The sequence below is a fragment of the Acidovorax sp. GW821-FHT10E04 genome (assembly GCF_059415185.1).
Genome location: NZ_JBWKMT010000001.1, coordinates 517,571 through 537,626 on the forward strand (window position 1 = coordinate 517,571; position 20,056 = coordinate 537,626).

Here is a 20,056-nt window from a genome sequence, read left to right on the forward strand (position 1 = left end):
CTGGCCGGCCCGCTCGTGAAAACCTTTCCCGTTGGGCGGCACGCTGTTCGGTGGCACAATGGCGCCCGTACCAAGGCCCTTCCCCAGCCACAGTCGCATCCGCCAATCGGTTCAGCCGTGTCGCGGAAGGTTTCTCAACCAGCTAATGCTTTCCCAAGGAAAGCGGAGGTCAGCGGAATATGAGCGATACGACGTCCGTCTATCAAGCCTACCAAGGCAACACCTACCTCTTCGGCGGCAATGCGCCCTATGTCGAAGAGATGTATGAGAACTACCTCGCCAATCCAGGCAGCGTGCCAGACAACTGGCGCGAATACTTTGACGCACTGCAAAACGTGCCCGCGGTGGACGGCAGCAATGCCAAGGACGTTCCCCATCTCCCCGTGGTCAATGCCTTTGCCGAGCGCGCAAAGCAGGGTGGAACCAAGGTCGTCGTCGCCACCGGCGCGGATTCGGAACTGGGCCGCAAGCGCACCGCCGTCCAGCAGCTGATCGCCGCTTACCGCAACGTGGGCCAGCGCTGGGCCGATCTGGACCCCCTGAAGCGCACCGAGCGCCCCGCCATCCCCGAGCTCGAACCCTCCTTCTATGGTTTCAGCGATTCCGACCAGGAAGTCGTGTTCAACACCAGCAACACGTTCTTCGGCAAGGAGTCGATGCCGCTGCGTGAGCTGATCAACGCCCTGCGTGAAACCTACTGCAGCTCCATCGGTGCCGAGTACATGTACGCCACCGACCAGAACCAGAAGCGCTGGTGGCAGGAAAAGCTCGAAACCATCCGCAGCAAGCCCAGCTTTGGCGCGGACAAGAAAAAGCACATCCTCGACCGCCTGACCGCGGCCGAAGGCCTGGAGCGCTTTCTCCACACCAAATACGTCGGCCAGAAGCGTTTCTCCCTCGAAGGGGGCGAAAGCTTCATTGCCGCCATGGACGAACTGATCCAGTCCGCCGGCGCCAAGGGCGTGCAGGAAATCGTGATCGGCATGGCCCACCGCGGGCGCCTGAACGTGCTGGTCAACTCCCTGGGCAAGATGCCTGCGGACCTGTTTGCCGAGTTCGACCACACCGCTCCCGAAGACCTGCCATCGGGCGACGTGAAATACCACCAGGGCTTCAGCTCCGACGTGACCACCCCCGGCGGCCCGGTCCACCTGTCGCTGGCGTTCAATCCGTCGCACCTGGAAATCGTGAACCCCGTGGTCGAAGGCTCCGTGCGTGCCCGCATGGACCGCCGCGCCGACCCCCATGGCAAGCAGGTGCTGCCCGTGCTGGTGCACGGCGACGCGGCCTTTGCCGGCCAGGGCGTGAACCAGGAAACGCTGGCGCTGGCGCAGACCCGTGGTTATTCCACGGGCGGCACGGTGCACATCATCATCAACAACCAGATCGGGTTCACCACCTCCGACCCGCGCGACGCACGCTCCACGCTGTACTGCACCGACATCGTGAAGATGGTCGAGTCGCCCGTGCTGCACGTGAACGGCGACGATCCCGAAGCCGTGGTGCTGGCCACCCAGCTCGCCCTCGAATTCCGCATGGAGTTCCAGAAGGATGTGGTCGTGGACATCATCTGCTTCCGCAAGCTGGGCCACAACGAGCAGGACACGCCTGCGCTGACCCAGCCGCTCATGTACAAGAAGATCGGCCAGCACCCCGGCACGCGCAAGCTGTACGCCGACAAGCTGGCCACGCAGGGCCTGGGCGAAACGCTGGGCGACGACATGGTCAAGGCCTACCGTGCCGCCATGGATGCGGGCAAGCACACGGTCGACCCGGTGCTGACCAATTTCAAGAGCAAGTACGCCGTGGACTGGAGCCCGTTCCTGGGCAAGAAGTGGACGGACGCTGGCGACACCGCCATTCCCCTGGCCGAGTGGAAGCGCCTGGCCGAGAAGATCACCACCATCCCTGAAAGCGTGACGCCGCACCAGCTGGTCAAGAAGGTGTACGACGACCGCGCCGCCATGGGCCGTGGCGAGATCCCCGTGGACTGGGGCATGGGCGAGCACATGGCGTTTGCTTCGCTGGTGGCCAGCGGCTACCCCGTGCGCCTGTCGGGCGAGGACTGCGGCCGCGGCACCTTCACGCACCGCCACTCGGTGATCCATGACCAGAAGCGCGAAAAGTGGGACATCGGCACCTACACGCCCCTGCAGAACGTGGCCGAGAACCAGGCACCGTTCGTTGTCATCGACTCCATCCTGTCCGAAGAAGCCGTGCTGGGCTTCGAATACGGCTACGCGTCGAACGATCCCAACACCCTGGTGATCTGGGAAGCCCAGTTCGGCGACTTCGCCAACGGCGCGCAGGTCGTGATCGACCAGTTCATCGCCTCGGGTGAAGTGAAGTGGGGCCGTGTCAACGGCATCACGCTGATGCTCCCCCACGGCTACGAAGGCCAGGGCCCCGAGCACAGCTCGGCCCGCCTGGAGCGCTTCATGCAGCTGTCGGCCGACGCCAACATGCAGGTGGTGCAACCCACCACGGCCAGCCAGATCTTCCACGTGCTGCGCCGCCAGATGGTGCGCGATCTGCGCAAGCCGCTGATCATCATGACGCCCAAGTCGCTGCTGCGTAACAAGGATGCGACCTCGCCGCTGTCCGAGTTCACGAAGGGTGCTTTCCAGACGGTGATCCCTGAGCAGAACGACGCCATCGTGAAGAAGGCTGCCAAGGTCAAGCGCGTGATCGCTTGCTCGGGCAAGGTGTACTACGACCTCGTGAAGAAGCGCACCGAGCGCGAAGACGATGACGTGGCCATCATCCGCGTGGAGCAGCTCTATCCCTTCCCGCACAAGGCGTTTGCCGCCGAACTCAAGCGCTACCCCCATGCCACCGACGTGGTGTGGTGCCAGGACGAGCCGCAGAACCAGGGCGCCTGGTTCTTCATCCAGCACAACATCCACGAGAACATGCTCGAAGGCCAGAAGCTGGGCTACTCCGGCCGCGCGGCATCGGCGTCGCCTGCCGTGGGTTACTCGCACCTGCACCAGGAACAGCAAAAGGCGCTGGTGGACGGCGCGTTTGCCAAGCTCAAGGGGTTTGTCCTGACCAAGTAAGGCCAGCTACCCGAACGAACACAGAACAAACAGAACCCTACTGAAAGAATTCAAAATGGCTATCGTAGAAGTCAAAGTCCCCCAGCTGTCCGAATCCGTGGCGGAAGCCACCATGCTGACCTGGAAGAAGAAGGCCGGTGAGGCCGTGGCCGTGGACGAAATCCTGATCGAGATCGAAACCGACAAGGTCGTGCTCGAAGTGCCCGCGCCGTCGGCTGGCGTGTTGTCCGAAATCATTCAGGGCGACGGCGCCACCGTGGTGGCCGAACAGCTCATCGCCAAGATCGACACCGAAGGCAAGGCTGGCGCAGCCGCCCCCGCACCGGCTGCCGCTGCGCCGGCTCCCGCGGCCGCAGCGCCCGCCGCCGCACCAGCGGCTGGCGGTTCGAAGGGCGATGTGGCCATGCCCGCAGCCGCCAAGCTGCTGGCCGACAACAACCTGTCGGTGTCGGCCGTGGCCGGCACGGGCAAGGATGGCCGCGTGACCAAGGGCGACGTGCTGTCCGCCGTGGCCGGCGGCGCCAAGGCTGCTGTGGCTCCGAGCGTGATTCCCACGGGCGTGCCGACCAAGACGCTGCCCCAGGTGTCCGCGCCTGCCGCCAAGGAAGACCTGAGCGGCCGTCCCGAGCAGCGCGTGCCCATGAGCCGCCTGCGCGCCCGCGTGGCCGAGCGCCTGCTGCAGTCGCAGTCGACCAACGCCATCCTGACCACGTTCAACGAAGTGAACATGGCCCCCGTGATGGATCTGCGCAAGAAGTTCCAGGACTCCTTCACCAAGGAACACGGCACCAAGCTGGGCTTCATGTCCTTCTTCGTGAAGGCCGCCGTGCACGCCCTCAAGAAGTACCCCGTGCTGAACGCCTCGGTGGACGGCAACGACATCGTCTACCACGGCTACTTCGACATCGGTATCGCCGTGGGTTCGCCCCGTGGCCTGGTGGTGCCCATCCTGCGCAATGCGGACCAGATGAGCTTCGCCGACATCGAGAAGAAGATCGCCGAGTTCGGCAAGAAGGCGTCGGAAGGCAAGCTGGGCATCGAAGAAATGACCGGCGGCACGTTCTCCATCTCCAATGGCGGCACGTTCGGCTCCATGCTGTCCACCCCCATCATCAACCCGCCCCAGTCGGCCATTTTGGGCGTGCACGCCACCAAGGACCGCGCCGTGGTGGAAAACGGCCAGATCGTCATCCGCCCGATGAACTACCTGGCCATGTCGTATGACCACCGCATCATCGACGGCCGCGAAGCCGTGCTGGGCCTGGTGGCCATGAAGGACGCGCTGGAAGACCCATCGCGCCTGCTGTTCGACATCTGATCCCCTGACTGTATCGACCCACCCGCGTGGCCCGGCCTCTGGTCCTGCCCGCCGGTGGGTCTTTCTCCAACTGACTGAACGAGATTTCCCATGAGCAAACAATTTGATGTGATCGTCATCGGTGGCGGCCCCGGCGGCTACATCGCCGCCATCCGCGCTGCCCAGCTGGGCTTCAACGTGGCCTGTATCGACGAGTGGAAGAACGAGAAGGGTGGCCCCGCGCCCGGCGGCACCTGCACCAACGTGGGCTGCATTCCGTCCAAGGCGCTGCTGCAATCGTCCGAGCACTTCGAGCACGCCAACAAGCACTTCGCCGAACACGGCATCACGGCCACCGGCGTGAAGATGGACGTGGCCAAGATGATTGCCCGCAAGGACACCGTCGTGAAGCAGAACAACGACGGCATCCTGTACCTGTTCAAGAAGAACAAGGTCAGCTTCTTCCACGGCCGCGGCTCGTTCGTGAAGGCCGCCGAAGGCGGCTACGAGATCAAGGTGGCCGGCGCCGCCGAAGAGTCGATCATGGGCAAGCAGATCATCATCGCCACGGGCTCCAACGCGCGCGCGCTGCCCGGCACGCCGTTCGACGAAGAGTTCGTGCTGTCCAACGACGGCGCGCTGCGCGTGGGCGCAGTGCCCAAGAAGCTCGGCCTCATCGGCTCGGGCGTGATCGGCCTGGAAATGGGCTCGGTGTGGCGCCGCCTGGGTGCCGAAGTCACCATCCTCGAAGGCCTGCCCACCTTCCTGGGCGCCGTGGACGAGCAGATCGCCAAGGAAGCCAAGAAGGCGTTCGACAAGCAGGGCCTGAAGATCGAGCTGGGCGTGAAGGTCGGCGAGATCAAGACCGGCAAGAAGGGCGTCTCCATCGCCTACACCAACGCCAAGGGCGAAGCCCAGGCGCTGGAGGTGGACAAGCTCATCGTCTCCATCGGCCGCGTGCCCAACACCATCGGCCTGAACACCGAAGCCGTGGGCCTGGCCCTGGACGAGCGCGGCGCCATCGTCGTCGATGCAGACTGCAAGACCAACCTGCCCGGCGTGTGGGCGGTGGGCGACGTGGTGCGCGGCCCGATGCTGGCGCACAAGGCGGAAGAAGAGGGCGTTGCCGTGGCCGAGCGCATTGCCGGCCAGCACGGCCACGTGAACTTCAACACCGTGCCCTGGGTCATCTACACCAGCCCCGAGATCGCATGGGTGGGCCGCACCGAGCAGCAGCTCAAGGCCGACGGCGTGAAGTACAAGGCCGGTACCTTCCCGTTCCTGGCCAACGGCCGCGCGCGCGCGCTGGGCGACACCACCGGCATGGTCAAGATGCTGGCCGATGCCGACACCGATGAGATCCTGGGCGTGCACATCGTGGGCCCGCAGGCCAGCGAGCTGATCTCCGAAGCCGTGGTGGCCATGGAGTTCAAGGCCAGCAGCGAAGACATCGCGCGCATCTGCCACGCGCATCCGTCCCTGAGCGAAGCCACGAAGGAAGCGGCCCTGGCCGTGGACAAGCGCACGCTGAACTTCTGATATTTGAATAAAAACCGGCTCCAGCGCTTGACCATCAAGCGCTGGCAGCTATTAAATTCATAGTATCAGGACAACCACCACGTGACCGTCAAACAGGCTTACCTGGCCGAGCTGGCCGCCAAAGGCTTTCAAAGCGACCCTGCCCAGCTGCGTGCCGTGGATGCCCTCCAGCGCTGCGCCGATGAATGGGCGGCCTACAAGGCCCGCCGCTCCAACGCGCTCAAGAAGCTGATCAACCGGCCGGACATTCCGCGCGGCGTGTACATGTATGGCGGGGTGGGGCGCGGCAAGAGCTTCCTCATGGAGTGCTTCTTCGACGCCGTGCCCCTGAAGCGCAAGGTGCGCCTGCATTTCCATGAATTCATGCGCGAGGTCCACCGCGAGCTGGCGGCGCTGCAGGGCACGGTGAACCCGCTGGACGTGCTGGGCGAGCGCATTGCGCGGCGCTACAAGCTCATCTGCTTCGATGAGTTCCACGTTGCCGACATCACCGACGCGATGATCCTGCACCGCCTGCTGGCGGCACTATTCGACAACGGCGTGGGTTTTGTCACCACCTCCAATTTCAAGCCCGACGACCTGTACCCCGGCGGCCTGCACCGCGACCGCATCCTGCCCGCGATCGCCCTGCTCAACGAGCGGCTGGAAGTCGTCAATGTCGACAACGGCACCGACTACCGCCGGCGCACCCTGGAGCATGTGAAGCTGTACCACACGCCACTGGGGCCCGAGGCGGACGCCGAGATGGGCCAGGCCTTCGACCAGCTGGCCGAAGTGCACGACGAAGACCCGGTGCTGCACATCGAGGCCCGCGAGATCCGCGCCCGCCGCAAGGCCGGCGGGGTGGTGTGGTTCGACTTCAAGACGCTGTGCGGCGGTCCCCGTTCGCAGAACGACTACCTGGAGATCGCGACGCAGTTCCATACCGTGCTGCTGTCCGACGTGCCCCACATGCCCGTGAGCATGGCGTCGCCCGCGCGGCGTTTCACCTGGCTCGTGGACGTTCTCTACGACCGGCGGGTCAAGCTCATCCTGTCCGCGGCGGTGCCGCCCGAACAGCTGTACACCGAAGGCCCCCTGGCGCACGAGTTCCCGCGCACGATTTCGCGGCTCAACGAGATGCAGTCCAAGGAATTCCTGGCGCTGGAGCGCCGCACTGTCGATACGGGGCTGACATGATCATGCTGAAGCGCCTGGCCCTTGTTGCCCTCGCAGGCTTTGCCTGTGTTTTCGCGGCCCCTGCACCGGCGCAATCCGGTGCGCCAGCGGGTGTGCCGCAGGGCAGCCCACAGGCCGCGGCCGCCCAGCGCAAGGCGGAGCACGACCGTATTCGCCACGAGCGCGATGCCGTCAAGGCCCGGCGCCAGCAGGACGAAGCGGCCTGCTACCAGCGCTTCTCGGTGGAGGACTGCCTTCGCGGTGTCCGTGCGGGAGCGCGTGACGCGGAGTCCCGCCTGCGTGCCCAGGAGATCGAACTCAACGACGCGGAGCGCAAGGAAAAGGCGGCGGAGCGCCTGAAGTCGATCGAGGAAAAGCAGCGGGCGGTGGTGCCGGAGGGGCCGTCGGCGGGTGCCAGCGCGCCGGATGCCTTGCTGCGCAAGCCGCACGATCCGCAGGGCATGAAGTCCCAGCGCGACCAGGAGGCAGGGCAACGGGCGCAGCAGCAGCGCGACCGGGTGCAGAAGCAGGCAGAGGAACGGGCTGCCCACAATGCCACGAATGCCGAGCGTGCCGCGCAGGCGCGCGAACGCCACGCGGCCGCGCTCAAGGCCGCGCAGGAACGCCGCGCACGGATAGAAAAGTCGCAGGCAGAGGCTGCTGCCCAGGGGCGCAAACCCGCCGCGCCGCTACCCGCTGCTTCGGCGGCGCGCTGAGAACGGTTCTGGCGTAGGGCATGCGCAGGCGCCGCGCAGGGATCTGGCGGGGTGGCCTGGGCCCACCAACCAGCGTCAGCCGGGCCCCGGGGCGTATCAGGGCCGGCCTGCGTCGGCGGGGACCAGGCGCGCCACCTTCTTTTCTTCCACCAGCGCTTCCATCTTCACGATGACCAGGGAAAGGTTGTCACCGCCGCCGCGCGCCCGGGAACGGGCTTTCTCGATCAGGAACTCCGTGGCTTCCCGTGGCGACAGCGAGTCCACCACGGAACCCAGTTCGGTGGGCGAAAAGTAGTGCCACACGCCGTCGCTGCAGGCCATGAGCACGTCGCCCGGCTGCAGCTGAGGAATCACATGGGTGGTGATGGGCGGGTCGCTTTCGGTCCCCAGGCAGCCCACCAGGATGTTGGAATGCGGGTGGTTGTTGGCCTCCGCCTCGGTGAGCTCGCCCCGGTCCACCAGTGCCTGGACATAGGAATGGTCGCTGGTGCGAAACACCATGCGCGCGCCCTGAAAGTGGTAGATGCGCGAATCGCCCGCGTGCACCCAGTGGCAGTCGCCGCGCGGGTTGATGAGGAAGGCCGCGATGGTGCTGTGCGGCTCCTGCTCGGCCGCGATGGCCGTGAGGCGGATGACGATGTGGGCTTCCTCGACCATGCTCTTGAGCATGGCCACCGGGTCGTCGGTGTCCGGAGAATAGCGTTCGAACAGCTGGCGCGCCGTCATCATGACCTGGTCGGATGCCTTGCGCCCGCCGCTGCGGCCGCCCATCCCGTCGGCAATCACGCCCAGCACGCAGCCGTTGTGCCGCTCGTGCGAGATCAAGGTCACCTGGTCTTGCTGGTACTCCCGGTCACCCTTGTGGATACCGGTGGACGCGATGAGGCGAAACGCTTTGGTCATGCTGGTGATTGTGGGGGCGCGTACGCAAACGGCCGTCGCGGAATGCGGGCCAAGCGCGTATTATCCGCCCGCCTGTGGCATTTTTGCCATCCTGCGGCCCCCACGCCTTGAACCTCAGCCTCCATTCTCCGCACCGGCAGCTCATTGCACTGCGCATCGAACATGCCGATCTCGATGCCCTGATCGACCTGTGTGCTCCAGACGGGGCACCTGACGAATTCACACTGCGCAGCCTCAAGAAGCGCCGCCTTGCGCTGCGCGATGCCATGCACCGCCTGGAGCGGGCCCTTCAACCCCAAGAGCCCGCCTGATGGCGCTGGCGGAAATGGTTCAGGAGGTGTTCGCCGCCGATGGCGTGCTGGCGCGGGCGGACGTGCATTTCCAGCCCCGCGCGGGACAGACGGACATGGCGGTGGCCGTGGCGCGCACCATCGAGGCCGGTGGCGCCCTGGTCGTGGAGGCGGGCACGGGGGTGGGCAAGACCTTCTCCTACCTTGTGCCGGCGCTGCTCAGCGGCGAGCGCGTGCTGCTGTCCACCGCCACCAAGGCCCTGCAGGACCAGCTGTTCGCGCGCGATCTTCCGCGCCTGGCCCAGACGCTGGGCCTGCCGGTGCGCATGGCGCTTCTCAAGGGCCGGGCGAGCTATCTGTGCCTGTACCGCATGGGGCTGGCGCGCCAGGACGTGTCTGCCCGTGAGCCCGGCGTGGCGCGCGTGCTGGCCAAGGTGGAGAGCTGGTCGCACGGCACCCGCTCGGGCGATCTGGCGGAGCTGACAGGGCTGGACGAGCGGTCGCCCGTGATACCGCTGGTCACATCCACCCGGGAGAACTGTCTGGGCTCCCCGTGCCCGCGTTTCCGCGAATGCCACGTGCATCTGGCACGGCGGGAGGCGTTGGCGGCGGACATCGTGGTCATCAACCACCACCTCTTCTTTGCCGACCTGGCGGTCCGCGAATCCGGCATGGCCGAGCTCTTGCCGTCGGTGCGCGTGGTGGTGTTCGACGAGGCGCACCAGATCAACGAGACCGGCGTGCAGTTTCTGGGGCTGGCGCTGTCCACGGGCCAGCTGATGGACTTCGGCAGGGACCTCCTGGCCGTGGGGCTGCAGCATGCGCGCGGCCTGGCGGACTGGACGGGGCTGGCCAGCCTGGTGGATCTTTCGGCCCGGGACTTGCGCCTGACGGTGGGAGAGCGGCGGGGCGGGGCGAAGCTGCGCTGGACGGATGAGGCGCCGCAGGGCGTGGCGGCTGATGCGTGGCATGCGGCCATCCGCGGCGTGGCGGTCGCCTGCGCACAGGCCCAGGAGGCGCTCGACACGGTCAGCGAAATGGCGCCCGACTTTGTGCGGCTGTACGAGCGCGGGACCGAACTGCTGGCGCGGCTGGCGCATTTCGCCGGCCCTGGCAACCCTGACGCCGTGCGCTGGATCGATGTGGGCGCGCAATTGCGCCTGATGGAGTCGCCCCTGGACATCGCCGAGGCCATGCGCACCCGCCTGCTGGCCTCGCCGGCCGAACCGGCGGGCGAAGATGGCTGGCCCGAGGAGTCCGCGGCGGGCCCCGGCAGGGCATGGATCTTCACGTCGGCCACGCTGGGCGATGACGAGCGGCTGAGCTGGTTCACGGAGCGGGCCGGCTTGCAGGATGCCGAGATCCTGCGGGTCGCTAGCCCCTTCGACTATGCGTCGCAGGCGGCACTGTACGTCCCGCGCCACCTGCCGTCGCCGGCCGACCCCGCGCACAGCGGCATGCTGGCGCAATGGGTGGCCCAGGCGGCGGAGCAGCTCGGTGGCCGCACGCTGGTATTGACCACCACGCTCAAGGCCCTGCGCACGATCGGCGATGCGCTCGGAGACCGGTTTGCGGCATCGGGCAGCCTGGAGGTCCTGGTGCAGGGCGAGTGGCCCAAGCGGCGGCTGATGGAGCGTTTTCGGGAAGGTAGCGAGCACGGACAGCGGGGCTGTGTGCTGGTGGCGTCGGCCACGTTCTGGGAAGGATTTGATGTGCCCGGCGACGCATTGCAGCTTGTTGTCATCGACAAGCTGCCTTTTCCGCCTCCGGGCGATCCCCTGGTGGAAGCGCGCACGCAGCGCATCGAAGAAGCGGGCGGGAAGGCGTTCAAATCCTACGCGCTGCCGGAGGCGGCCGTCGCGCTCAAGCAGGGAGCGGGGCGCCTGATACGCCGCGAGTCCGACCACGGCATTCTCGTGGTGGGCGACACCCGCCTGGTCACCATGGGCTATGGCAAGCGCCTGCTGGCGGCGCTGCCGCCGATGCGGCGCCTGGAATCACAGCAGGAATTCGAGGCCGCGGTTCAGGCGCTTACCAGAACTTCCACCACGGATCGGCCTTGGCCCTGAGGCCGCCGCGCACGTACTCGCTCTGGGGGTACGAGGTGTCCATCACCCGGCGCGCATCGTCGCGCAGTTGCGTCATGCCCAGCGCGTCATAGGACTGGATGAGGATGTACAGCGCTTCTTCCAGCGCGGGCACGCCCTGGTAGTCGGCCAGCGCCACCTGCGCGCGGCTGATGGCCGCCACATAGGCGCCGCGCTGGAAGTAGTAGCGCGCCACATGCACTTCGTATTGCGCGAGCGAATTGACGATGTAGGTCATGCGCTGGCGCGAGTCCTGCGCGTAGCGCGATTCCGGAAAGCGGGTGACCAGCTCGCTGAAGGCTTCGAACGAATCCTTGGCGGCTTTCTGGTCGCGCTCGGAGAGGTCCTGGCGTGAGATGAACGAGAACAGGCCCAGGTTGTCGTTGAAGTTCACCAGGCCCTTGAGGTACAGCGCGTAGTCGAACGCCGGACTGGCGGGGTGCAGCTTCATGAAACGGTCCAGCGTCGCGATGGCCTGGGCCTTCTCGCCGGCCTTGTAGTGCGCATACGCCTTGTCGATCTGGGCCTGCTGCGCCAGCGGAGTGCCTGCCGCGCGGCCCTCCAGCTTTTCCAGCAGGGGAACGGCCTTGTCATAGGCGCCGCTGTTCATCTCGTCCTGCGCTTCCGAATGAATGCGGTTGGGGCTCCAGTTGGCCGTTTTGTCTTCGGTCGTGCTGGAGCAACCCGCCAGCAGACCGGCAAGCAGCAGGGCGGAAACGAGGGGCAGTGGGGCACGCAGCATCGCAAGCAGCTTTCAGCAAAAGAGGAGACAGGGGGTGCAGGATATCTGCGCCGGTCCAGCGGGCCGGGCGCCGTTGGCATCCGGGGCACGGAAAGGCATTGTACCGGCGGCCGTCCCTGTCAAGAGGCGCCGTGCGGCTGGCTTTCGTGGCGAGGCGCGTGGGGCTTTCTACAATGCTCCCATGTTTGTTCACCTGCGCCTGCACACCGAGTTTTCCGTCGTCGACGGTACCAATCGAATCGATGAGGTGGCCAAGGCCGCCGCCAAGGACGGCCAGCCCGCGCTGGCCATCACCGATCTCAACAACCTTTTTGGCGCGATCAAGTTCTACAAGGAGGCGCGGGGCAAGGGCGTCAAGCCCGTCCTGGGGGCCGAGATATTTCTGGAGGGCGAGGCGGGCGCAGCGCCCTCGCGCCTCATCGTGCTGGTGCAGAACCGCCAGGGCTACCTCAATCTGTCTGAACTGCTGGCGCGCGCCTGGACGCGCAATGTCGTCAAGAACCTGGCGCTGTGCACCTGGGACTGGCTGCAGGAGCTTTCGGAGGGGCTGATCGCTCTGGCCGGGGCACAGGCAGGGCCCGTGGGGCAGGCCCTCCTGAAGGGGGATGAGTCGGGCGCCGCCCAGGTGGCCTTGCGCCTGGCGGGGCTGTTTCCACACCGGTTTTACATCGAGTTGCAGCGGGCGGGCCGCGTGGACGATGAAAGCCACGTGGTGGCCGCGGCGCAGCTGGCGGCGCGCCTGAGCTTGCCCGTGGTGGCGACGCATCCGGTGCAGTTCGCCACGGCGGACGACTACGAGGCGCACGAAGCGCGCATCTGCATCGCTGAGGGCGAGATCCTGGCCAATCCGCGCCGCGTGCGCAAGTTCACGCGCGACCAGTACTTCAAATCGTCCGCGGAGATGGAGGCGCTGTTTGCGGACGTGCCCTCGGCCATCGCGAACACGGTGGAAATCGCGCAGCGCTGCAACCTCACCCTGGTGCTGGGCAAGCCGCAGCTGCCGGACTTTCCCACACCCAACGGCATGCCGATCGACGAGTATTTCGGGCTTGCATCGTTCGATGGCCTGGAGGCGCGGCTGAAACTGCTGTTTCCCAAGGAGGCCGAGCGCGACCAGCAGCGCCCGCGTTACGTGGAGCGGCTGGAGTTCGAGATCGGCACCATCCTCAAGATGGGCTTTCCGGGTTACTTCCTCATCGTGGGGGACTTCATCCAGTGGGCCAAGGCCAACGGCTGTCCCGTGGGGCCGGGCCGGGGCTCGGGCGCCGGCTCGCTGGTGGCCTATGCGCTCAAGATCACCGACCTGGACCCGCTTCAGTACAACCTGCTGTTTGAGCGCTTCCTGAACCCCGAACGGGTGTCCATGCCCGACTTCGACATCGACTTCTGCCAGTCCAACCGGGACCGGGTGATCGACTACGTGAAGGACAAGTACGGCAAGAACGCGGTGAGCCAGATCGCCACCTTCGGAACCATGGCCGCCAAAGCGGCCATCCGCGACGTGGGCCGGGTGATGGACATGAGCTACATGTTCTGCGACGGCATCTCCAAGCTGGTGCCGGGCAAGCCCGGCATGTCGTACACGCTGGCCTACCCGCCCGAGGTGAAGAAGGAAGGCGACAAGAACAACTACGCGCTGGAACTGGAGCCGCAGCTGTACGAGCGCGTGCAGAAGGAAGAGGACGTCAAGACCATCATCGAGATGGCCCAGAAGCTCGAGGGCATGACGCGCAACATCGGCATGCATGCGGGCGGGGTGCTGATCGCGCCGGGCAAGCTCACCGACTTTTGCCCGCTGTACCAGCAGCCGGGCAGCGAATCGGCCGTGAGCCAGTACGACAAGGACGACGTGGAGGCCATCGGCCTGGTGAAGTTCGACTTCTTGGGCCTGGCCACGCTGACCATCCTGGAGATCGCGCGCGAATTCATCATGAAGCGCCACAAGGGGCAGGAGAACTTCACGTATGAAGCCGTCCCGCTGGACGACGGGCCCACCTACCGCCTGTTCTCGGAAGGCAAGACCGAGGCGGTGTTCCAGTTTGAAAGCCGGGGCATGCAGGGCATGCTCAAGGAGGCGCGCCCCAGCCGGCTGGAGGATCTGATCGCGCTCAACGCGCTGTACCGCCCGGGCCCCATGGACCTGATCCCCAGCTTCGTGAACCGCAAGCACGGCAAGGAGGTCGTGGAATACCCGCACCCGCTGGTGGAAAAGGTGCTCGCCGAGACCTACGGGATCATGGTGTACCAGGAGCAGGTGATGCAGACCGCCCAGGTGCTGGGGGGCTACAGCCTGGGCGGCGCCGACATGCTGCGCCGCGCCATGGGCAAGAAGAAGGCCGAGGAGATGGCCGAGCACCGCGAGATCTTCCGCAAGGGGGCCGCCGAGAAGGGCATTGGCCAGGAGAAGGCCGACGAAGTGTTCGACCTGATGGAGAAGTTCGCCGGCTACGGCTTCAACAAGTCGCACGCTGCCGCGTACTCGCTGCTGGCGTACCACACCGGCTGGCTCAAGGTGCACTTCACGGCCGAGTTCTTCTGCGCCAACATGACCGTGGAAATGGACGACACCGACAAGCTCAAGGTGCTGTTCGAGGACGCGCAGAAGATGGGGCTCTCGTTCGAGCCGCCGGATGTCAACCGGGGCTTCTACCGCTTCGAGCCGGTGACCGACAAGATCATCCGCTACGGCCTGGGGGCCGTCAAAGGCACGGGGCAGCAGGCCATCGAAGCCATCGTGGCCGCGCGCGAGGGGCGGGGCGAGGGGCCGCAAGGCTCGACCACCGGCCCGTTCAAGAGCCTGTTCGACTTCTGCGTGCGGGTGGACCGGGCGCGCCTGAACAAGCGCACGGTGGAGGCGCTGATCAAGGCGGGTGCGTTTGACTCGCTCCACCTCAACCGTGCCTCCCTGGTGGCTTCCATCGACCGCGCGTTCGATTTTTCGGCGGCCACGCTGGCCAATGTGAACCAGGGGGGGCTTTTCGACATGATGGGCGACGACGCCCATGGCTCGAGCACGCAGGAGCCGGATCTGGTGGATGCCATGCCCTGGGGCATCAAGGAGCGGTTGACGCAGGAGAAAACGGCGGTCGGCTTCTACCTCTCCGGCCATCTGTTCGACGAAGTCGCCACCGAGGTGCGGCGCTTCGTGCGCACCTCCATCGACGAGCTGCTGGACAGCCGAGAACCCCAGGTCCTCGCCGGGATCATCAGCGACTTCCGGGTGATCAATGGCCAGCGCGGCAGGCTGGGCCTCTTCCGCCTGGACGACAAATCCGGTGTCATCGAAGCCTCCGCGGACGAGGCACTGCTCAACACCTACCGCAACCAGCTCAAGGAAGACGAGTTCGTGGTGATGATGGGCCGCCTGCAGCTGGACCATTTCAGTGGCGGGCTGCGCGTGAAGGTGCAGCAGGTCTGGGATCTGGCCGGGGCGCGCTGCCGCTTCGGCAAGTATCTGCATGTGCTGGTGGGCGACAAGGGGCCGGATGTGCCCCGGCTGGTGCGGGAATTTCCCGCCCGCCGCGAGGAGATCGCGGAGGGCGAACTGGTCCATGGCCTGCGGGTGCGCATGGGCGTGCGCTGCGTGGCGGGCGACGCGGCGGCGGTCGCGGAGCTGCAACTGGGAGAAAGCGCCCGTTTCTATCCCACCGACGCGGCGCTCGCGGCCTGGACGGCCCAGGCTGGCAGCGGGTCCGCCACCGTGGTCTACGAATAGGGCGGGCCCGCGACACCAAAGAGTGAATATCCGGCGCGCCATAGCTTGAAAAAAACAGGATCAACGTCAGATTTCTCTCACGGCATCACCCCGCGCGGATCGCTAGAATGATTTTCATGGCAACAAAACCACCTTCACCCCCCACCGCGCCGCCCGTGACCCGGCCAGCGCGGGATGATGGCGGTTCGGTCGTGCTCGAAAGACGCACACAAAAGACCCAGCCGCCCCAGATGTACCAGGTGGTCATGCTCAATGACGACTACACCCCCATGGAGTTCGTCATCGTGGTGCTGCAGGAGTTTTTCAGCAAGGACCGCGAGCAAGCCACCCAGATCATGTTGAAGATCCACCTCGATGGCAAAGGCGTCTGCGGCGTTTACTCCCGCGATGTGGCTGCCACCAAGGTGGAACAAGTGCTTGACGCCGCCCTCAAGGCGGGCCACCCACTGCAATGTGTCAGTGAGCCTGTTGAATAACAGGTTTTTGATCCCGATCTACAGTTATCCCTTCCACGCAAGCACAAAGGAGTTCACATGATTGCCCAGGAACTGGAAGTCAGCTTGCACATGGCCTTTGTTGAGGCCCGTCAGCAGCGCCACGAGTTCATCACCGTGGAGCATCTGTTGCTTGCATTGCTCGATAACCCCAGCGCAGCGGAGGTGCTGCGCGCTTGTTCTGCCAACATCGATGATCTGCGTTCATCGCTGGCGAACTTCATCAAAGACAACACGCCCCAGGTGGCTGGCACCGACGAGGTGGACACGCAACCCACGCTGGGCTTCCAGCGTGTGATCCAGCGCGCCATCATGCACGTGCAGTCCACGGGCAATGGCAAGAAGGAAGTCACGGGCGCCAACGTGCTCGTGGCCATCTTCGGCGAGAAGGATTCCCATGCCGTGTATTACCTGCACCAGCAGGGCGTGACGCGGCTGGACGTGGTCAATTTCATCGCCCACGGCATCAAGAAGGGCGAGCCGCCAGAGCCCGCCAAGGCGGAAAACCAGGCCGAAGGCGAAGAGGGCGGTGGCTCCGAGCGCAACGAGAAGGCCTCGCCGCTGGAGCAGTTCACCCAGAACCTGAACCAGGCCGCCAAGGAAGGCAAGATCGATCCGCTGATCGGGCGCCACTACGAGGTGGAGCGCACGATTCAGATCCTGTGCCGCCGCCGCAAGAACAACCCGCTGCTGGTGGGCGAAGCCGGCGTGGGCAAGACCGCGATCGCCGAGGGCCTGGCCTGGCGCATCACGCAGAACGACGTGCCGGAGATCCTGGCGGAGGCCACCGTGTACTCGCTCGACATGGGCGCGTTGCTGGCGGGCACCAAGTACCGGGGTGACTTCGAGCAGCGCCTCAAGGGCGTTCTCAAGTCGCTCAAGGACAAGCCCAATGCAATCTTGTTCATTGACGAGATCCACACGCTGATCGGTGCGGGCGCCGCGTCGGGTGGCACGCTGGATGCCTCGAACCTGCTCAAGCCGGCGCTTTCGAGCGGCCAGCTCAAGTGCATCGGCGCGACGACCTTCACGGAGTACCGCGGCATCTTTGAAAAAGACGCCGCGCTGTCGCGCCGCTTCCAGAAGGTGGACGTGGTGGAGCCCAGCGTGGCCGAAACCATCGACATCCTGAAGGGCCTGAAGTCGCGCTTCGAAGAGCACCACAGCGTGAAGTACGCCGCGGCCGCGCTGCAGGCCGCCGCCGAGCTGAGCGCCAAGTACATCAACGACCGCCACCTGCCCGACAAGGCCATCGACGTGATCGACGAGGCGGGCGCCGCGCAGCGCATCATGGTGCCGAGCAAGCGCAAGAAGACCATCGGCAAGGCCGAGATCGAGGAGATCGTCGCCAAGATCGCGCGCATTCCGCCGGCCAACGTCTCCAACGACGACCGCGGCAAGCTGCAGACGCTGGAGCGTGACTTGAAGAGCGTGGTGTTCGGCCAGGACAAGGCCCTGGAAGTGCTGGCCAGCGCGGTCAAGATGGCGCGTTCGGGCCTTGGCAAGGGTGACAAGCCCATCGGCTCGTTCCTGTTCAGCGGCCCCACGGGCGTGGGCAAGACCGAGGCGGCCAAGCAGCTGGCCTACATCATGGGCATCGAGCTGATCCGCTTCGACATGTCGGAGTACATGGAGCGCCACGCCGTGAGCCGCCTGATCGGCGCGCCTCCAGGTTATGTCGGTTTCGACCAAGGTGGTCTGCTGACGGAAGCCATCACGAAGAAGCCGCACGCGGTGCTGCTGCTCGACGAGATCGAGAAGGCGCACCCGGACATCTTCAACGTGCTGCTGCAGGTCATGGACCATGGCACGCTGACGGACAACAACGGCCGCAAGGCCGACTTCCGCAACGTGCTCATCATCATGACCACGAACGCCGGTGCCGAGACCATGAACAAAGCGACGATCGGCTTCACCAACCCGCGCCAGGCGGGCGACGAGATGGGCGACATCAAGCGCCTGTTCACGCCCGAGTTCCGCAACCGGCTGGATGCCATCGTCAACTTCAAGGCGCTCGACGAGCAGATCATCCTGCGCGTGGTGGACAAGTTCCTGCTGCAACTGGAAACGCAGCTGGCGGAGAAGAAGGTGGAAGTCACTTTCACCGATGCCCTGCGCAAGCACCTGGCCAAGAAGGGTTTCGATCCGCTCATGGGCGCGCGGCCGATGCAGCGCCTGATCCAGGACACCATCCGCCGTGCACTGGCCGACGAGCTGCTCTTCGGCCGCCTGACGGAAGGGGGCCGCCTGACGGTCGACATCGAGCTCAAGACCGACGACAAGGGCGTGGAAACGTCGGAGGTGCTGCTGGACATCCAGCCCTTGCCCAAGAAGGAGCGCTCGGCCAAGTCCGAACCTGCCGAGCCGGAAGAGGCCACGGCGGACTGACACGCGGCGGCGCGGCCGCCCTGGCCGCGTGCGTGCCGGCCAGGTAAAAGCCCACGGTGTATGCCGTGGGCTTTTTTTTGGCCGGATTCGCGGAAGCTTGCGCTTTTCGCGCTGTCCGTGGGGGCGTGCAGCCGGGCGGGGCCCTGCGGGGTCAGGGCGCCTGCAGGCGCTGCAGCATTTCCAGGGTGGGATAGCCGTCCGCCACGCTGCCGGTGCTGCGCTGGAAGGCGCGCAGCCCTGCGCGGGTGGCGGGGCCCATCACGCCGTCCGGGGTGCCGGCCGCGAAGCCCTTGCGGTTCAGTGCCTCCTGCAGGGCCTGCAGTTGGGTGCGCGACAGGGGCTCCAGGTCGCGTGGCCAGGGCGCGGCGATGGGGCCGCCCCCGCCGATCTGCCGGGACAACAGTGCGACCGCCAGGGCGTAGTTGACGGAGTTGTTGTAGCGAAGAATCGCCCGGAAGTTCGCCCCCACCAGAAAGGCGGGCCCGCGCGCTCCGGCAGGGGTCGCGATGGAGGCCGCGCCCAGGGGGGGCAGCGGCTGGCCCCCTGGCGTGCGCACGCCCTCGGCCTCCCATTGCGCGCTGGTCTGGCGCACCGCCGGGTCCGCGCGCGCGTGGTCGAAGGCCGCCGGCAACTGGACCTCGGCGCCCCAGGGCTCGCCGGATTGCCAGCCCGAGCGGGACAGGAAGTGGGCGGTGGATGCCACCACGTCCGGGATGCTGCCCCAGATGTCGCGGTGTCCGTCGCCGTCGGCATCCACGGCGTAGGCCAGGAAGACGGAAGGAAGGAACTGCGTGTGTCCCATGGCGCCGGCCCAGGAACCCAGCATGCGCTCCGCCGGGATGTCGCCCTGGTCCACGATGCGCAGCGCCGCGAGCAGCTCCGCCTGGGCCCAGGTGCGCCGGCGCCCTTCGTAGGCCAGCGTGGACAGCGCGTCCACGGTGCGAAACGTGCCGAAATTGCTGCCGTAGTTGCTCTCCATGCCCCAGATCGCCGTGATGAGGGTGGCCGGCACGCCGTAGCGGGCGGCGGCCGCCTCGAGCGCGGCGCTGTGTTCGGCCAGCTTGGCCTGGCCCTGGGCGATGCGCTGCGGGGAGACCGCGTTGTCGAGGTAGGACCACGGCGTGCGGGTGAATTCGGGCTGCGCGCGGTCCAGTTCCACCACGCGGGGCTGCCATTGCGCCTGGCCCAGCACGCTGCGCACCGTGCCGGGCTGGATGCCGGCCTCCAGGGCCTGCGCGGAAAAGGCGGCGCGCCAGGCAGCGAAGCCCGCTGCGTGGTCCACCATGTCGGCGGCGGGGCCGCCGGGGGAGGATGCGGGGGTGTCCGGGCCGGTTGCAGCGGGGGGCGCCACGCGGGCGGCTGCCGCCTGCGGCGCCGTCCCTGCGCTAGGGCGGTGGGAGGGGGACGGGGCGGCGGCGCAACCCGCCAGCGCCAGGGCGGCCGCCCAGGCCGCCAGCGGGAGCCGGAGTGGGGACGCGAGGGAGATAGGGTGCCGCAAGAACGGGAAAGGTGCTCGGTGGGTGCTGTGCATGCGCCATTGTCCCGTGCCGCAGCGCGGGAGCCGGGCCACAGGTGTATCACGGCGTGAAGCGGCCGCGGAGGCGGTGGCCTTCGATTACTACTATTTTGATAGCTGCCAGCGCTTGAACGGTATGCGCTGCGGGCTAA

Annotated in this window: 13 protein-coding genes; 10 read left to right on the forward strand and 3 right to left on the reverse strand. The window is 66.2% G+C overall.

Annotated features, from left to right (window positions below; all coding sequences use genetic code 11):
• Positions 1–179 precede the first annotated feature (179 nt).
• The 5 genes from AC07OC_RS02395 to AC07OC_RS02415 all read left to right on the forward strand — a co-directional run bounded on the left by AC07OC_RS02395 (position 180) and on the right by AC07OC_RS02415 (position 7,769).
• A complete protein-coding gene (locus AC07OC_RS02395) occupies positions 180–3,059 on the forward strand; it encodes a 2-oxoglutarate dehydrogenase E1 component (RefSeq protein ID WP_218341135.1) in 2,880 nt (959 codons plus the stop codon).
• Between the two features lie 55 nt (positions 3,060–3,114).
• Positions 3,115–4,377 (forward strand): 2-oxoglutarate dehydrogenase complex dihydrolipoyllysine-residue succinyltransferase, encoded by a 1,263-nt coding sequence (odhB, locus tag AC07OC_RS02400; RefSeq protein ID WP_218294820.1) that lies wholly within the window; start codon positions 3,115–3,117, stop codon positions 4,375–4,377.
• Positions 4,378–4,467: 90 nt separating this feature from the next.
• Positions 4,468–5,895 carry a dihydrolipoyl dehydrogenase gene (gene lpdA / locus AC07OC_RS02405; RefSeq protein ID WP_218341136.1) on the forward strand — a complete coding sequence of 476 codons (1,428 nt, stop codon included), beginning with the start codon at positions 4,468–4,470 and terminating at the stop codon, positions 5,893–5,895.
• 81 nt (positions 5,896–5,976) lie between these two features.
• Entirely contained in the window at positions 5,977–7,074 is a 1,098-nt protein-coding gene (gene zapE, locus AC07OC_RS02410) for a cell division protein ZapE (RefSeq protein ID WP_218294822.1), read from the forward strand.
• Positions 7,071–7,769, forward strand: a complete 699-nt coding sequence (locus tag AC07OC_RS02415) for a hypothetical protein (protein WP_218294823.1) — start codon at positions 7,071–7,073, stop codon at positions 7,767–7,769. The genes zapE and AC07OC_RS02415 overlap by 4 nt, the downstream gene beginning before the upstream one ends.
• A gap of 96 nt (positions 7,770–7,865) precedes the next feature.
• Here AC07OC_RS02415 and AC07OC_RS02420 read toward each other — a convergent pair whose 3' ends face one another.
• Positions 7,866–8,672: a PP2C family protein-serine/threonine phosphatase gene (locus tag AC07OC_RS02420; protein WP_218294824.1), complete on the reverse strand. Its 807-nt coding sequence runs from the start codon at positions 8,670–8,672 to the stop codon at positions 7,866–7,868.
• A gap of 107 nt (positions 8,673–8,779) precedes the next feature.
• On the opposite strand from AC07OC_RS02420, the gene AC07OC_RS02425 reads away from it, so the two are divergent.
• Complete coding sequence (locus AC07OC_RS02425; protein WP_218341137.1) at positions 8,780–8,983, forward strand: YdcH family protein; 204 nt, start codon at positions 8,780–8,782, stop codon at positions 8,981–8,983.
• A complete protein-coding gene (yoaA, locus tag AC07OC_RS02430) occupies positions 8,983–11,031 on the forward strand; it encodes a DNA repair helicase YoaA (protein ID WP_218341138.1) in 2,049 nt (682 codons plus the stop codon). Before AC07OC_RS02425 ends, yoaA begins: the two co-directional genes overlap by 1 nt.
• Here yoaA and AC07OC_RS02435 read toward each other — a convergent pair.
• Positions 10,994–11,791, reverse strand: coding sequence for an outer membrane protein assembly factor BamD (locus AC07OC_RS02435; protein WP_218294827.1), 798 nt, complete (start codon positions 11,789–11,791; stop codon positions 10,994–10,996). The genes yoaA and AC07OC_RS02435 overlap by 38 nt on opposite strands.
• A gap of 181 nt (positions 11,792–11,972) precedes the next feature.
• On the opposite strand from AC07OC_RS02435, the gene dnaE reads away from it, so the two are divergent.
• The 3 genes from dnaE to clpA all read left to right on the forward strand — a co-directional run bounded on the left by dnaE (position 11,973) and on the right by clpA (position 18,388).
• Entirely contained in the window at positions 11,973–15,506 is a 3,534-nt protein-coding gene (dnaE, locus tag AC07OC_RS02440; RefSeq protein WP_218341139.1) for a DNA polymerase III subunit alpha, read from the forward strand.
• A gap of 107 nt (positions 15,507–15,613) precedes the next feature.
• Positions 15,614–15,982, forward strand: a complete 369-nt coding sequence (gene clpS, locus AC07OC_RS02445) for an ATP-dependent Clp protease adapter ClpS (RefSeq protein ID WP_029414237.1) — start codon at positions 15,614–15,616, stop codon at positions 15,980–15,982.
• A gap of 57 nt (positions 15,983–16,039) precedes the next feature.
• Complete coding sequence (clpA, locus tag AC07OC_RS02450; protein WP_218294829.1) at positions 16,040–18,388, forward strand: ATP-dependent Clp protease ATP-binding subunit ClpA; 2,349 nt, start codon at positions 16,040–16,042, stop codon at positions 18,386–18,388.
• A gap of 151 nt (positions 18,389–18,539) precedes the next feature.
• Here clpA and AC07OC_RS02455 read toward each other — a convergent pair whose 3' ends face one another.
• Positions 18,540–19,919, reverse strand: coding sequence for a lytic murein transglycosylase (locus AC07OC_RS02455; RefSeq protein ID WP_218294830.1), 1,380 nt, complete (start codon positions 19,917–19,919; stop codon positions 18,540–18,542).
• Positions 19,920–20,056 lie beyond the last annotated feature (137 nt).

What these genes read in the sequence shown, in the direction of transcription:
- AC07OC_RS02420 (WP_218294824.1), bottom strand. Translation starts at nt 8,672, where the DNA reads ATGACCAAAGCGTTTCGCCTCATCGCGTCCACCGGTATCCACAAGGGT.
- AC07OC_RS02435 (WP_218294827.1), bottom strand. Translation starts at nt 11,791, where the DNA reads ATGCTGCGTGCCCCACTGCCCCTCGTTTCCGCCCTGCTGCTTGCCGGT.
- lpdA (WP_218341136.1), top strand. Translation starts at nt 4,468, where the DNA reads ATGAGCAAACAATTTGATGTGATCGTCATCGGTGGCGGCCCCGGCGGC.
- AC07OC_RS02455 (WP_218294830.1), bottom strand. Translation starts at nt 19,919, where the DNA reads ATGCACAGCACCCACCGAGCACCTTTCCCGTTCTTGCGGCACCCTATC.
- yoaA (WP_218341138.1), top strand. Translation starts at nt 8,983, where the DNA reads ATGGCGCTGGCGGAAATGGTTCAGGAGGTGTTCGCCGCCGATGGCGTG.
- odhB (WP_218294820.1), top strand. Translation starts at nt 3,115, where the DNA reads ATGGCTATCGTAGAAGTCAAAGTCCCCCAGCTGTCCGAATCCGTGGCG.
- AC07OC_RS02395 (WP_218341135.1), top strand. Translation starts at nt 180, where the DNA reads ATGAGCGATACGACGTCCGTCTATCAAGCCTACCAAGGCAACACCTAC.
- dnaE (WP_218341139.1), top strand. Translation starts at nt 11,973, where the DNA reads ATGTTTGTTCACCTGCGCCTGCACACCGAGTTTTCCGTCGTCGACGGT.
- AC07OC_RS02415 (WP_218294823.1), top strand. Translation starts at nt 7,071, where the DNA reads ATGATCATGCTGAAGCGCCTGGCCCTTGTTGCCCTCGCAGGCTTTGCC.
- clpA (WP_218294829.1), top strand. Translation starts at nt 16,040, where the DNA reads ATGATTGCCCAGGAACTGGAAGTCAGCTTGCACATGGCCTTTGTTGAG.
- clpS (WP_029414237.1), top strand. Translation starts at nt 15,614, where the DNA reads ATGATTTTCATGGCAACAAAACCACCTTCACCCCCCACCGCGCCGCCC.